Source organism: Micromonospora sp. NPDC002411 (genome assembly GCF_053592955.1).
In genome coordinates this window covers 17,796-31,674 of record NZ_JBSFBM010000031.1, presented here as the reverse complement: position 1 = coordinate 31,674, position 13,879 = coordinate 17,796, and the positions used below count along the sequence as shown (strand labels likewise).

Genomic DNA, 13,879 nt, shown 5'->3' with positions numbered 1-13,879 from the left:
ACCCGACCCCGGGGCACCCGGGTACGGGCGCGAGCTGCGCGCCGGACGCCTCGCTGCTCGGTTTCTCCGACGCTCTCGACAAGACCACCTTCCGGGGCACTCCGGTGGCCGGCCTGTCCGCGTTGTCGTTCGCCCGCCCCGGGCGTGCCCTCGCGCTGGTGGACAACATCGGCACCACTCCGGCCCGCGTCTACGAGCTGGGCCTGGACACCGGACGGCGCGGCGTGGACGTCGGTGTCCGTGACGTCACAGTGCTCACCCGGCCCGACGGCACGCCGTACACCGGGGCCGACTTCGACGGCGAGGGGCTCGTCGCCGAACGCGGTGGGGACACCGTCCTGGCCAGCTCGGAGCGGGAGCCCTCGATCCGCCGGTTCCGGCTCTCCGACGGCCGGGAGATCGGCTCGCTGCCGGTGCCGGCCCGCTTCCAGGTCGCCCCGGCCGGCGAGGCAACCGTCAACCAGACCTTCGAGGCGCTGACCGCCACCGGGGACCACCGGGTGCTCTACGCCGGGATGGAGGGCCCGCTCGCGGCGGACGGCCGCGACGCCGAGGGCCGTGGCCGGCAGCGGATCATCCGGTACGACGGCCGTGCGGGCGGCGGGTACGCCCCGACCGCCCAGTACGCCTACCGGACCGACCCGAACCTCGGCCTGGTCGAGCTGATCGCGCTCGGCGACGACCAACTGCTCTCGGTGGAGCGGGGCTTCACAACCGGGGTGGGCAACACCGTCCGGGTGTACCGGGTCTCGGCGACCGGCGCACCCGACGTGTCCGCCGTCGCGTCCCTGTCGACCACGACCGACCCGCGCTCCTGGCTGGGCAAGGAGTTGCTGGTCGACATCGCCGACTGCCCGCCGTCCGGCGCGACCACGAAGCAACCGCAGCCCAACCCGTTGCTGGACAACATCGAGGGTGCCGCGCTCGGCCGCGACCTGCCGGGCGGTCGCCGCGAGCTGTACCTGATCAGCGACGACAACGGCAGCGCCACCCAGACCACCCGGGTGTACGCGCTGTCGGTGAACCTGCGTCCCGAGGTGACGTTGCGGGACCGGGCGCTGCTGTCGGCGACCGCGTACCAGCCGGGCCCGGTCTCCGGCACCCAGCTCGCCACGACCCCGGTCAACGGGATCACCGCGCCCTTTCCCGGCCAGCCCATTCCCGGCTTCTCCGCGGTGATCCCGGCCCAGCCGGGTGACAGTTCCGGCCGGCGGCTGCTCGCCATGCCGGACAACGGGTTCGGGGCGAAGACCAACTCGGCCGACTTCCTGCTGCGGGCGTACGAGATCGAACCGAACTACCAGCGTCACGGCGTGACGGTCCGTGGGCACATCAGTTTCCGCGACCCCGACCGCAGGGTGCCGTTCCCGATCGTCAACGGCGACACCCGGGACCGTCTGCTGACCGGCGCGGACTTCGACATCGAGTCGCTGGCCCGCGACGCGCGGGGCGACCTGTGGATCGGCGACGAGTTCGGCCCGTACCTGGTGCGCACCGACCGGACCGGCAAGGTGCTGCAGGCGCCGATCCCGCTGCCGGACGGCACCAGGTCTCCGCAGTCGCCGGATCTCGCCCCGGGCGAGACGCCGACCCTTCGTGCCAGCAACGGTTTCGAGGCGATGGCGACCAGCGCGGACGGCTGGACGCTCTACCCGATCCTGGAGGGCGCCCGGGTCAACGACCCGGACCAGCGCCGCCGGGTGGTCTACGAGTTCGACGTGCGGCACAACCGGTACACCAACCGCACCTGGTCGTTCCGGGTGGACGACCCGTCCCTGCTGGTCGGGGACGCGGCGGTGCTCGACGGTCACCGGCTGCTGCTGATCGAGCGGGACAACGGCATGGGCCAGCAGTCGGTGGTCAAGCGTCTGGTCGTGACCGATCTGGACGAGGTGGGCGCGGACGGCTACCTGCCGCGGCGCACGGTGGTCGACCTGATGCGCGTGGCCGACCCGAAGGGTGTCTCCACCCCGGCCCGCCCGGGCGAGTATGGCGTCGGCCCGCTCTTCTCGTTCCCGTTGCAGTCGGTCGAGTCGGTGCTGCCGCTCGGCGGTGACCGGGTGCTGGTGGCCAACGACAACAACTTCCCGGGCAACGACGGTCGCATCCCGGGGCGTCCGGACGACACGGAGCTGATCGTGATCGACGTGCCTGGCCTGCGCTGACACCCCTGTTCCGAACGACCCCCGGCGCGAGCGCGCCGGGGGTCGTCGCGTTCGCGCGGGGGCGACCGCCGGTGGCAGGACATTGATATCGATGAGCGACGCTGTAATAATTAACACACTTTACAAATGCTGTGGCACCTGGAGGACGACGAGATGACACGACGACTGGCCGGAGCCCTCCCCCGCATCCGCCTGACCTCCGCGCTCGCCGTGGTCGTGCTCGCCGTACCGGCCGCACTGGCCGTCGGCGCGCCACCCGCGGCAGCCGCCGCGACCGGCGCCATCACCGGATACGGCGGCAAGTGCGTCGACGTGGCCGCGGCGAACCCGGCCAACACCACAGCGATCCAGCTCTACACCTGCAACGGCTCGACGGCGCAACAGTGGACGGTGGGCGACGACGGCACGATCAGGGCACTGGGCAAGTGCCTCGACATCGCCGCCGGCAGCACCGCGAACGGCGCGCGCGCACAGATCTACGACTGCAACGGCACCGGGGCGCAGCAGTGGTCCGCGAGCGCCGGGCAGCTGGTCAACCCCACCTCCGGCAAGTGCCTCGACGCGACGGGTACCAGCTCCGCCGACGGCACTCCGCTGCAGATCTGGAGCTGCACCGGCACCGCCAACCAGACCTGGACGCTGCCCACCGGTGGCACCACACCACCGCCGTCGAGTGGATTCACCCACCCCGGCGTGCTGGTCAGCCGGGGACAGCTCGACTTCGTACGCGGTCGGGTGCAGGCCGGCGCGCAGCCGTGGGCCTCGGCCTACAACCAGATGATGGGCAGCCGGTACGCCTCCCTCTCGCGGACGCCGGCACCTCGGGCGGTGGTCGAGTGCGGGTCCTACTCCAACCCCAACAACGGCTGCACCGACGAGCGGGAGGACGCGATCGCCGCGTACACCGACGCCCTCGCCTGGTACCTCACCGGAGACGCCCGGTACGCGCAGAAGTCGATCCAGATCATGGACGCGTGGTCGGCCACCATCACGTCGCACACCGGCAGCAACGCCCCGTTGCAGACCGGCTGGGCGGCCTCGGTCTGGCCCCGCGCCGCCGAGATCATCAAGTACACCTACACGAGCTGGCCGAACGCCAACCGGTTCGCCACCATGCTGCGCAACGTCTACCTGCCGGTGGTGCGCAACGGCTCGAACAGCAACGGCAACTGGGAACTGACGATGATGGAGGCGGCCGTCGGCATCGCCGTCTTCCTGGAGGACCGCAGCGCCTACGACGCCGCGGTGACCCGCTTCCTCAACCGCACCCGGGCCTTCGTCTACCTGCCCAGCGACGGCGCGTTGCCGTACACGGTGCCCGGCAGCGGCCTGGACACCAGCTCCGAGATCATCGGCTACTGGCAGGGCCAGTCCACCTTCGTCGCCGGCCTCGCCCAGGAGACCTGCCGCGACTTCGTCCACACCGGGTACGGGATCTCCGCCATCTCGCACGTCGCGGAAACCTCACGGATCCAGGGGCGGGACCTGTACCCGCAGGTCGGTGAGCGGCTGCGGCAGGCGCTCGGCTTCCACTCCCGCTACCAGCTCGGCGAGGCGGCGCCCTCCTGGCTCTGCGGCGGCAGCCTCACCCGGGGCCTCGGCCCGATCACCGAGGTCGGCTTCAACGCGATGAGCACCCGGCTGGGCAACGTCATGACCAACACCCAGACCCTCACGTCTCAACAACGACCGGCCGGCAGCAACAACCTCTTCGTCGCCTGGGAGACGCTGACCCACGCCAACAACCCGAACTGACCGTACGACCACGGGTCGGCGCCGAGCACTCGACGCCGACCCGTGGTCGCGTTCAGCCGTCGGCTCCCAGGGCCGCCACCGGGCTGACCCGCGACGCCCGGCGGGCCGGCAGCACTCCGGCCAGCGCGGTCAGCCCGACCAGTGCCACGAAGAGCCCGACCAGCGGCAGCACCGGCACGGTCAGCGGCGCGTTGACCCCGAGGGTCCGGATCGCCAACCAGCCGTACGGGACGCCGATCAGCAGACCGATGGTGGCTCCGATCACCCCGTAGAGGCCGGACTCGACAGTCAGCATGGTCCGCAGGCCGGTTCGGGAGAGGCCGATGGCCCGGAGCAGGCCGGACTCGCGGATGCGCTCCACCACGGACAGCGCGGTCGTGGAACCCACGCCGACGACAGCGATCAGCACGGTCAGGCCGACCAGACCGACAGCGATCCAGACCAGGGTGCGCACCAGGGCGTCGTTGCGGTCCCGTTCGTCGGCGAGCACCGCGAGGCCCACCCCGTCGGCACCCCCGATCGCCTGCCGCAGCGCCCGCACACCGGCGGTACGGCCGTCCTCGACGGCAACAGCCGCGTCGGCCAGTAGACCGGTGTACGCCGTTGGCGCGCCGAGTCGGTCGAGGTCGGCCCGATCGGCCAGGATGCCGGCATGCAGCGGGCCGTCACCGGGCAGGACCGCTGCCACTCGCACGTCGACAGTGCGTCCGTCGCGGGCGAGCGCGACGGTGTCACCGGCCCGCAGACCCGCGTCCCGGGCCACCCAACTGTTGACCACGATCCGCCCCGGGCCACGCTCGGCCAGCGAGCCCTGTGCCACGTCCAGTTCCCCGGTGGTCGGCAACGCCGCCAGATCCAGGTCGTTGGTCGGGTAGCCGGAATCGACATTCCCGAGCCTGTCCGAGCCGCGTAGCAGTGTGACGTCGTCGAGCCGCCGGTACGGGACCACCCGAGCCAGCGCCGCGCGCTCCGCCTCGGCCCGAGTGACGACACCCGCCGGCAGGGTCCCCTCGTTGCTGGTGACCTCGAAGTCGGTCGGCGCGGACAACGCCATCTCGCGGTCGGTGAGGACCTGGAGCGACGCACCGCCGATGACCACCCCGGAGATCAGTGTCACGCCGAGCGCGACCACGACGGAGACCGCTGCCGCCCGGCGCGGCGCACCGCCGATCCCACCGACCGCCATCCGCCCGAGTGGCCCGAGCTGACGCAGCGGCCAACCCACCACGGCCAGCACCGGCCGCACCAGCAGCGGCCCGAGCGCCACCAGCGCGAAGAACGCCAACCCGCCCGACGCGACCAGCAGGAGCAGCGGCAGAGTCGGGTCGTAGTTCAACTGCTCCGGCTTCGGCAGCTGACTGATCGTCCCGATCGCGGCCAGCACGGCGCCGGCGGCCAGGAGCAGCCCGGAGACCAGGCGCGGCACACCGACGCCACGACGGCCGGCGGTGGTGCTCGCCGCCCGCAGCGCCTCCAGCGGGGAGACCCGGGCGGCCGAGAACGCCGGCGCCAGGACTGCCAGCACGGTGACCACAATCGCGCCGACCACCACCGACACCGCCATCGCCAGTGGTAGGCCCGGCGAGGAGACCGCCGTGCCGGACGCGCGCAGGATCGCCGGCAGCGCGTACCCGAGGGCGAGGGCGCTGCCGACCCCGACGACACCGGCGACCAGCCCGGTCAGGGCCCCCTCGGCGGTCAGCGCCCCCACCAGGGTGCCCCGGTTGGCACCGACCGCCCGCAGCAGCGCGAGTTGCCGCATCCGCTGGGCGAAGACGATTCGGAAGGTCGAGGTGACCACCAGCGCCGCCGCGACGATAGCGATCGAGACGAAGATGCCGACCAGGATGAAGAGCTTCCCGACCTCTTCGGCTGCCGCGTTGGCCTCCGCCTGGCGCACCTCCGCGCCGGTGCTGATCGGCTGGCCGGCGACCGCCGCGGTCACCCGTTGGCGGACCACCTCCGCCGAGGTACCGGGAACCACGCGCACGTCGACCCGCTCGACGGCGGTCAGGCGCGCCCAGGAGATAACGACGCTCTCCGGGGCGTACGCGTCGTACCCGGCGTCGGCGTCGGCGTCGACCACGCCGGTGACGGTGAGCCGGGTGGGCGTGGTGAGTTCACCGCCCGTGCCGGTGGTCGTCGTGCCGACCGAGAGCCCGAGCCGCTCGGCGGTCCGCGGGGTGATCGCGATCTCGCCGGGCTGCTCCGGGTACCTACCCTCGATGACCCGGATCGTGCTCAACGGGCCGGTGCCCGGGTCGGCCTGCAGGTTGAGGTACCCCTGACCGATCGAGACCCCGGTCGACACCCGGGCCACCGCCTCGGCCACGCCGGGCACCGCACGGATCGCCGGTACGTCCCGCACAGTGGGTGGCGGCACGTCGGTGCTGCCGATCACCAGGTCGGTGGCGGCGGGGGTGCCGCTGAGGTTGTCCCGCACGGTGCGTTCGGTGATCTGCTGCACCAGCACGGTGCCGAAGACGACGAACGACGCGACCAGGATCGCCAGACCGGTCAGGATCAGTCGACCGGGCCGCCGGGCCGCGGCGCTCGTCTGGGTACGCAACACCGTCGCTCTCATGCGCGGGCCGCCAGGTCACGCAGCGCGTCGGTGACCGACACCTGGTCCGGCTTGTCGATCTCCCCGGCGATCCGCCCGTCGGCGAGCAGCACCACCCGGTCGGCGTACGCGGCGGCGATCGGATCGTGGGTGACCATGACGACGGTCTGACCGAGGTCGCGTACCGAGTCGCGCAGGATGGTGAGCACCTCCGCGCCGGAGCGGGAGTCGAGGTTGCCGGTCGGCTCGTCGGCGAAGACCACCTCGGGCCGCGCCACCAGGGCCCGGGCCAGCGCGACGCGCTGCTGCTGGCCGCCGGACAGCTCACTGGGCCGGTGACCCAGCCGCTGCGCGAGCCCCAACTCGTCGACCAGGCGGGCCAGCAGCTCGGCGTCGGGCTGACGGCCGCTGAGGTCCAGCGGCAGGGTGATGTTCTGCGCGGCGGTGAGCTGCGGCAGCAGGTTGAAGGACTGGAAGACGAACCCGATCCGCTCCCGTCGTACCCGGGTCAACGTCCGGTCCGACTGACCGGTCAGCTCGGTTCCGCCGAGCAGGACACGTCCCGAGGTGGCGGTGTCGAGGCCGGCGAGGCAGTGCATCAGTGTCGACTTGCCGGACCCGGACGAACCCATGATCGCGGTGAACTCGGCGCGACCGAAGCCGACCGACACGCCGTCCAGGGCACGTACCGCGGTGTCGCCGCTGCCGTACACCTTCACCAGGTCGACCGCGGCGACCGCGGCGTGGCTGGTTCCCGGCGGGGCGTGGGTTGTCATTGTTCCTCCAGTGGCTGCGATGTGACAGCCGGAAGCCTCGCCGCCGTCGCCGGGTCGGCACATCGGCCCGGGGCCGGGTATCGCCGGCGCCGGGTCTGCCTTTCGGCCGATCTGCCGACCCCACAGGGCTGGCTACGCTGGGTCATCATGAGCACGCCTGATCTTCGACGTCTGTGGGTACGCCTGGCCCAGGCCGCCGGCCTGGTGGCCATCGGCCTGCTCGCGGTCTTCGACCTACGGTTCGGCGTGCCCGAGAGCCTGGCCGCCCTCGTACTTCTGGTGGTGCGGATGGGGCTGGCGGTGGCCACCGTGCCGCTCTGGTTGCCGGTGCACCGGCTGGGTTCCCGCCTGCTGCCGTGGGCCGCGCTGGCGCTCTCCTGCGCCTCACTGGCCGTGACCGCCGCGATCGTCGTCCTCTCCGACGGCAGCTACCTGATCGGCGGCAGTTGGGGTCTCGCCGAGTCGGCCGGGCTGCTCGGGGTGGTCTTCGTGGTGACCCGGTGGGGCGCGCCTCGGCTCGCCCCGTGGGCGGCGGTGGCGGCTGGCCTCGCCGTCGCCGCGTTGCCGCTGCGCGTCGGCACCGAGAACCTACTGGTGATCTTCGGCCTGCTCCAGGTGATCGCCGCGGCCGGCGCCGCCGGGGTGGGGCTCTACCTGCGGATCGTGGCCGCCGGTCGGGAGCGGGCGATCGCACTGGTGCGGGCCGAGCAGCGCGCGGAGTTCGCCCGGGACCTGCACGACTTCATCGCCCACCACGTCACCGGCATCGTGGTGCAGGCGCAGGGCGCACGGTTCGTCGCCGAGCAGGACCCACGTCGGGTCATCGTCGCCCTGGAGCAGATCGAGCGGGCCGGCGCGGAGACGATGGCCTCGATGCGGCGGATGGTCGGCGTCCTGCGCAATCCCGACGCCCCGCCGGACGCCCCACTGGCCCCACTCGCCGGGGTGACCGAGCTGGCGCCGCTGGTGACGGGGTTCAACGGCACGGCGAACGCGCCGGCACGGCTGCACCTCGACGGTGACCTGGACGGGTTGCCGGTGGAGGTCTCGACCTCGGCGTACCGGGTGGTGATGGAGGGGCTGACCAACACCCGCCAGCACGCGCCGGACGCCCGGTCGGTGGACGTGGCAGTGCGTCGTACCCCCGACTGGTTGTTGGTCCGGGTGGCCGACGACGGCGCGTCGCCGCGCACCGCCCCGGCGCGGGGGCACGGCTTCGGCCTGATCGGCCTCACCGAACGGGTACGAGCCCTCGGTGGCACGATCACCGCCGGACCTGGCGTCGCCGGTGGTTGGGTGCTCGACGCCGCGTTCCCGTTGCAGGTGGGTCGATGATCCGGGTGCTGATCGCCGACGACCAGGCGATGGTCCGCACGGGCTTCGGGATGATCATCGGGGCGCAGGCGGACATGACAGTTGTCGGCGAGGCCGCCGACGGGGTCGTCGCCGTGGAACTGGCCCGACGGCTCCGCCCGGACGTGGTGCTGCTGGACATCCGGATGCCCCGCCTCGACGGCCTCGAGGCACTGCGACTGCTCGCCGGGCCGGGCGTCGCCGACCCGATCCGGGTGGTCGTCGTGACGACCTTCGACCTCGACGAGTATGTGCACACCGCGCTCTCCAACGGCGCGTGCGGCTTTCTGCTCAAGGACTCCGGCCCGGCCCTGCTCGTCGAGGCGGTACGCGCGGCCGTCTCCGGTGACGCGTTGATCAGCCCGTCCATCACGGTCCGGCTGTTGGAGCACCTCAGCTCCCCCACCCCGGCCTACGACGACGCCGCGCTGTCCCCACGGGAACTCGACGTGGTGAAGCTCGTCGCCCGAGGGCTGACCAACGCCGAGATCGCTGCTCGGCTCTTCATCGCCGTCGGCACGGTCAAGACCCACCTGGCCAGCGTGCAGATGAAGCTCACCGCCCGCAACCGGGTGGAGATCGCCGCCTGGGCCTGGGAACGCCGCCTCGTCGGCTGAGGGGACAACGGCGCGAGAGCCACTGGCCTAACATCGTCTTCAGTCGATGACTGGTCCGCTGCGGTCACCCGGAAGCGAGGCAATCGTCATGCGCGTTCATCAGATGCGCGGCGTCCGATCCAGGGCTGCCGCACTGGCCGCCTGCGCGCTCACGGCGGCAGTATTGGCGACGGGCGCGACCCCGGCGTACGCGGTCGCCGACGACACCGAGCGCCCCACCGCCCCCGGCCCGATCACCGTCGCCGCCATCGACACCACCTGGGTCGAGCTGACCTGGGCTGCCTCCATCGACAACGTGGGGGTGGTCCGTTACCCGGTCTCCGCGCAGTTCGAGGACAACGGCCTGACCTGGTCGACCGATACCAACAGCATTCGGATCACCGGCCTGCGGCCGTCGCGCACGTACACCTTCTTCGTGTCGGCGCTGGACGCGGCCGGCAACGGCTCACCGTCGAGCGGGCCCCTGCGGTTGACCATGCCACCGGGGGACGACCAACCGCCGGGCGCGCCGGGTCAACCGGTGGCGTTCGACGTCACCGCCACGGTGGTCCGGCTGCGATGGGCGCACTCGGTGGACAACGTGGTGCTCGAACGGTACGAGGTGTTCCGGGTGGACGCCGGCGGCGCTCTCACAGTGGTCCGCGACGTTTCCCAGTACCCGCCCGTCAACAGTGCCCAGATCAGCGGGTTGACGCCGAACACCACGTACACCTTCGTGGTGCGCGCCCGCGACGAGGTCGGACTCTTGTCCCCGCTGTCCGCGCCGATCACCGTCACCACCCTGCCACCGCCGCCGAGCTGCGAGGTCCGGTCCGTCGTGCGGCAGTGGTCGACGGCTTCGTGGCGCACCTGACCGTCAAGAACACCGGCACCACTGCGGTCGACGGGTGGACGATGACGTGGCGGTTCTGGGCCAGCCAGCAGGTCCACGGCATCTGGGGCGCGAAGGTCATCGACCGTCCCAACAACAGCTACCTGCGGGTGGGCAACACCGGTCGCAACGCGGTGATCCCGCCCGGCGGCAGCGTCTCGCTCGGCCTCGTCGCCTCCGGCACGCAACTGCCGCAGGAGGTCACGCTCAACGGCGGCCTCTGCGTGGTGGCAGACGAGTAACGCTCGCGTACGGGGTCTGGCGCGCGCCGCGACATCTTGCGACGCTAGCCAATATGTATGACTACGACCTGGTGGTGCTGGGGTCCGGTCCCAGCGGTCAGAAGGCGGCGATCGCCGCCGCCAAGCTCGGCAGGCGGGTCGGCATCGTGGACCGTCGCGACATGATCGGCGGGGTGTGCATCAACACCGGCACGGTCCCGTCCAAGACGTTGCGTGAGGCCGTGCTCTACCTGACCGGCCTGAGCCAACGTGACCTGTACGGCAGCAGCTACCGGGTCAAGGACGAGATCACGGTCAGCGACCTGGCCGCCCGAACCCAGCACGTCATCACCCGGCAGACCGACGTCATCCGCAACCAGCTCGCCCGCAATCGCGTCGCGATGATCACCGGCACCGGCCGGTTCGCGGACGCGCACTCGATCTGGGTCGACGGCGGGTCCGGGCGGGAGTCCAAGGTGACCTTCGACAAGATCGTCATTGCGGCGGGCACCCGCCCGGCCCGCCCGGACAGCGTCGACTTCGACGACCGCACGATCGTGGACTCCGACGGCGTCATCAACCTCCAGGCCGTACCCCGCAGCATGGTCGTTGTCGGCGCCGGCGTGATCGGCATGGAGTACGCCTCGATGTTCGCCGCCCTGGGCACCAAGGTGACGGTCGTCGAACGGCGCGAGCGGATGCTCGACTTCTGCGACGAGGAGATCGTCGAGTCGCTGAAGTACCACCTGCGCGACCTGTCCGTGGCGTTCCGCTTCGGCGAGGAGGTCGCCGCCGTGGAGAAGCACCAGACCGCCGCGCTGTGCATCCTCAAGAGCGGCAAGAAGATCGTCGCGGACACGGTGATGTACTCCGCCGGCCGGCAGGGCCAGACCGACGACCTGGCGCTCGATGCGGCAGGGCTGGAGGCGGACCGGCGCGGCCGGATCGCTGTGGACGCCAACTACCGCACGACAGTGGACAACATCTACGCGGTCGGCGACGTGATCGGCTTCCCCGCCCTGGCGTCGACCTCGATGGAGCAGGGTCGGCTGGCCGCGCAGCACGCCTGCGGCGAGCCGGTCCGGGAGATGCACGGCCTGCAACCGATCGGCATCTACACGATCCCGGAGATCAGCTTCGTCGGGCAGACCGAGGCGCAGCTCACCGAGAGCTCGACGCCGTTCGAGGTGGGCATCGCGCGTTACCGGGAGCTGGCCCGTGGCCAGATCGTCGGCGACTCGTACGGCATGCTCAAGCTGCTCGTCTCCCCCGCCGACGGCCGGCTGCTCGGGGTGCACGTGTTCGGCACCGCCGCCACCGAGATCGTCCACATCGGGCAGGCGGTGATGGGCTGCGGCGGCACTGTCGACTACCTGATCGACGCGGTGTTCAACTATCCGACGCTCGCCGAGGCGTACAAGGTGGCCGCCCTGGACGCCGCCAACAAGATCCGCAACATCACCCGCATCGACGGTTAGCCACCAGCCAACTCGGCTGCTGGGCCGCGATGTCGGTGCTGTCCTCTATCGTGCCGAGACTGGTGACGCATGGAGAAAAGAGGCAGCGGTGGGCGCATCCGGGTGGAGCTACTTCGTCGCGTACCAACCAGACCTGGACGCGGCGTTGGACGCCCTGCGGGACGAGGTCTTCGCCGAGGGACGGTACTGGTGGGCCCGAGGCGAGATTCCCAGCTCGGCGAGTGACTATCCGAACCGTCCCGCCACCATGAAGGAGCTGTTCGACGACGAATGGGTGCAGGAGTCGGGCACCCACTCCATCCTTGACGTCTACCGCGTCCTGGACGAGGGCGAAACACCCGACTTCGGCACTGTCGAGCCGGTGAGCGCCGCCGAGGCGCTGCAACGCGCCGGCACCGAGCGGCTCACCCGCGAGCACCTCGCCGCGATCGAAGACCTCGCCGAGCAGAGGTGGTTCGGCCGCTGCGCGGTCCTGCACGACGCCCACGGCACACCGGAGGAGATCTACTTCTGGGGCTTCTCCGGCGACTGACCTCTCCCCACCCGCCCCACCCCCGGTGATCAAGAGGTTTCGGTCAGCGCCCACGGCGTGTCGTGACGCAAACCTCTTGATCACCGCTCGGGGGTGGGGCGGGGTGGGGCAGAGGGGGCCGGTGCGGGGCGGGGACCGCCCCCACCGGCGGTGGTTCGTCAGCCTGCGGAGCAGGTGGGGCTCAGGCTGCCGGCGGTGCCGTTGGCCTGGAACCCGAACTCGGTGGACTGCCCGGCGCCGACCTGACCGTTGTAGGCCACGTTGCGCCAGTTCGTGGTGCCGGTGTTACCGCTGCGGTCGGCGCTCCACGCGTTGGTGACCGTCGCGCCCGATGGCAGCGCGATCGTCACCGTCCAGCCGTTGAGCGCGGACGAGCCGGCGGTCACCCGCACGTTCGCCACGAAACCACCTGTCCACTGGTTCACCGACACCGTCGCGGTGCAGGCACCAGTGCCCGGGGGCGGGGTCGTGGGCGGCGGGTCGGTCGGCGGCGGCGTGGTGGTGGGCGGCGGATCCGTCGGCGTGGTGCCGTTGTTCAGCGCGGCGAGCACCGCGTCGTACGCCGGCTTCTTCGAGCCGTTGCTGTTGAACAGCAGTGGGGTCTGGTTGGAGCGCCACGAGTCGCTGTCCCGGATGCCCCACACCGTGATGCCGGTGCAGCGCGAGACGGCGAGGCAGTCCTCCACCACGCTGCGGTAGGTGTTCGCCGACGCGCCCTGGATGTCCAGCTCGGTGATCTGCACGTCCACACCGAGCGCCGCGAAGCTCGACAGGGTGGTGCGGTAGTTGCTGACGTACGGGGAGTCGTTGTTGAAGTGCGACTGGAACCCGACGCAGTCGATCGGCACACCACGCGCCTTGAAGTCGCGCACCATGTTGTACACGGCCTGCGTCTTCGCGTGGGTCCAGTTGTCGGTGTTGTAGTCGTTGTAGCAGAGCTTCGCGTTCGGGTCCGCGGCATCCGCCGCCCGGAACGCCGCCTCGATCCAGTCGTTGCCGGTGCGCTGGAGGTTGGAGTCGCGACGGGCGCCGGAGCTGCCGTCGGCGAACGCCTCGTTCACCACGTCCCACGCGTAGATCTTGCCCCGGTAGTAGGTGGCCACCTGGGTGACGTGGTTGAGCATCGCCGAGCGCAGCGCGCTGCCGCTCATGCTCTCCATCCACCCCGGTTGCTGCGAGTGCCAGGCGAGGGTGTGACCCCGCACGCTCATGCCCTGGCTGCGGGCGTGGTTGACGATCCGGTCGGCGTCGGTGTAGCTGAACCGGCCCTGCTGGGGCTCGGTCGCGTTCATCTTCATCTCGTTCTCGGGCGTCACCGAGTTGAACTCACGGTTCAAGATCGTGGTGTACGCCGAGTCGGACAGCTTGTACGCCGCCACCGCCGCGCCGAAGTACCGACCCTTCTCGGCGGCGGACGCGCCCAGTGTCGTCCCGGCGGCGGCCGGTGCCGTCATGAACAGCGCCATGCCAGCGGCGAGGACGCCCACGCCGGTCAGCGCCACGGCGGCTCTCGATGCCGCCTTCCATCTGGTTCTTCTCATCTCGTGC

At 71.1% G+C, this 13,879-nt stretch carries 11 protein-coding genes; 8 read left to right on the top strand and 3 right to left on the bottom strand.

What is annotated here, in order from left to right; all coding sequences use genetic code 11:
* A partial coding sequence (locus tag ACWCO3_RS06665; protein WP_450008849.1) for an esterase-like activity of phytase family protein occupies window positions 1-2,165 on the top strand: 2,165 nt, incomplete at its 5' end.
* Window positions 2,166-2,291: 126 nt separating this feature from the next.
* Window positions 2,292-3,920, top strand: a complete 1,629-nt coding sequence (locus tag ACWCO3_RS06660) for a ricin-type beta-trefoil lectin domain protein (protein ID WP_450008847.1) — start codon at window positions 2,292-2,294, stop codon at window positions 3,918-3,920.
* A gap of 52 nt (window positions 3,921-3,972) precedes the next feature.
* On the opposite strand, the gene ACWCO3_RS06655 is transcribed toward ACWCO3_RS06660, so the two are convergent.
* Both ACWCO3_RS06655 and ACWCO3_RS06650 read right to left on the bottom strand, forming a co-directional pair.
* Window positions 3,973-6,504, bottom strand: a complete 2,532-nt coding sequence (locus tag ACWCO3_RS06655; protein WP_450008845.1) for an FtsX-like permease family protein — start codon at window positions 6,502-6,504, stop codon at window positions 3,973-3,975.
* Window positions 6,501-7,259, bottom strand: a complete 759-nt coding sequence (locus tag ACWCO3_RS06650; RefSeq protein WP_145780856.1) for an ABC transporter ATP-binding protein — start codon at window positions 7,257-7,259, stop codon at window positions 6,501-6,503. Before ACWCO3_RS06650 ends, ACWCO3_RS06655 begins: the two co-directional genes overlap by 4 nt.
* A gap of 147 nt (window positions 7,260-7,406) precedes the next feature.
* On the opposite strand from ACWCO3_RS06650, the gene ACWCO3_RS06645 reads away from it, so the two are divergent.
* The 6 genes from ACWCO3_RS06645 (at window position 7,407) to ACWCO3_RS06620 (ending at window position 12,331) form a co-directional block, all read left to right on the top strand.
* Complete coding sequence (locus tag ACWCO3_RS06645; protein WP_145780854.1) at window positions 7,407-8,594, top strand: sensor histidine kinase; 1,188 nt, start codon at window positions 7,407-7,409, stop codon at window positions 8,592-8,594.
* Window positions 8,591-9,229 (top strand): response regulator, encoded by a 639-nt coding sequence (locus tag ACWCO3_RS06640; RefSeq protein ID WP_423438925.1) that lies wholly within the window; start codon window positions 8,591-8,593, stop codon window positions 9,227-9,229. The genes ACWCO3_RS06645 and ACWCO3_RS06640 overlap by 4 nt, the downstream gene beginning before the upstream one ends.
* Before the next feature lie 88 nt (window positions 9,230-9,317).
* A complete protein-coding gene (locus ACWCO3_RS06635) occupies window positions 9,318-10,082 on the top strand; it encodes a fibronectin type III domain-containing protein (protein WP_450008842.1) in 765 nt (254 codons plus the stop codon).
* On the top strand, window positions 10,055-10,342 hold the full coding sequence (locus tag ACWCO3_RS06630; protein ID WP_450008840.1) for a cellulose binding domain-containing protein: 288 nt from the start codon (window positions 10,055-10,057) through the stop codon (window positions 10,340-10,342). Before ACWCO3_RS06635 ends, ACWCO3_RS06630 begins: the two co-directional genes overlap by 28 nt.
* A 53-nt stretch (window positions 10,343-10,395) precedes the next feature.
* Window positions 10,396-11,799, top strand: coding sequence for a Si-specific NAD(P)(+) transhydrogenase (gene sthA / locus ACWCO3_RS06625; protein WP_357937119.1), 1,404 nt, complete (start codon window positions 10,396-10,398; stop codon window positions 11,797-11,799).
* A gap of 88 nt (window positions 11,800-11,887) precedes the next feature.
* Complete coding sequence (locus ACWCO3_RS06620) at window positions 11,888-12,331, top strand: hypothetical protein (RefSeq protein WP_145780846.1); 444 nt, start codon at window positions 11,888-11,890, stop codon at window positions 12,329-12,331.
* A 158-nt stretch (window positions 12,332-12,489) separates the two neighbouring features.
* On the opposite strand, the gene ACWCO3_RS06615 is transcribed toward ACWCO3_RS06620, so the two are convergent.
* Entirely contained in the window at window positions 12,490-13,872 is a 1,383-nt protein-coding gene (locus tag ACWCO3_RS06615; RefSeq protein ID WP_145780843.1) for an endo-1,4-beta-xylanase, read from the bottom strand.
* Between the last annotated feature and the right edge of the window lie 7 nt (window positions 13,873-13,879).

What these genes read in the sequence shown, in the direction of transcription:
- ACWCO3_RS06645 (WP_145780854.1), top strand. Translation starts at nt 7,407, where the DNA reads ATGAGCACGCCTGATCTTCGACGTCTGTGGGTACGCCTGGCCCAGGCC.
- ACWCO3_RS06650 (WP_145780856.1), bottom strand. Translation starts at nt 7,259, where the DNA reads ATGACAACCCACGCCCCGCCGGGAACCAGCCACGCCGCGGTCGCCGCG.
- sthA (WP_357937119.1), top strand. Translation starts at nt 10,396, where the DNA reads ATGTATGACTACGACCTGGTGGTGCTGGGGTCCGGTCCCAGCGGTCAG.
- ACWCO3_RS06635 (WP_450008842.1), top strand. Translation starts at nt 9,318, where the DNA reads ATGCGCGTTCATCAGATGCGCGGCGTCCGATCCAGGGCTGCCGCACTG.
- ACWCO3_RS06615 (WP_145780843.1), bottom strand. Translation starts at nt 13,872, where the DNA reads ATGAGAAGAACCAGATGGAAGGCGGCATCGAGAGCCGCCGTGGCGCTG.
- ACWCO3_RS06640 (WP_423438925.1), top strand. Translation starts at nt 8,591, where the DNA reads ATGATCCGGGTGCTGATCGCCGACGACCAGGCGATGGTCCGCACGGGC.
- ACWCO3_RS06655 (WP_450008845.1), bottom strand. Translation starts at nt 6,504, where the DNA reads ATGAGAGCGACGGTGTTGCGTACCCAGACGAGCGCCGCGGCCCGGCGG.
- ACWCO3_RS06660 (WP_450008847.1), top strand. Translation starts at nt 2,292, where the DNA reads ATGCTGTGGCACCTGGAGGACGACGAGATGACACGACGACTGGCCGGA.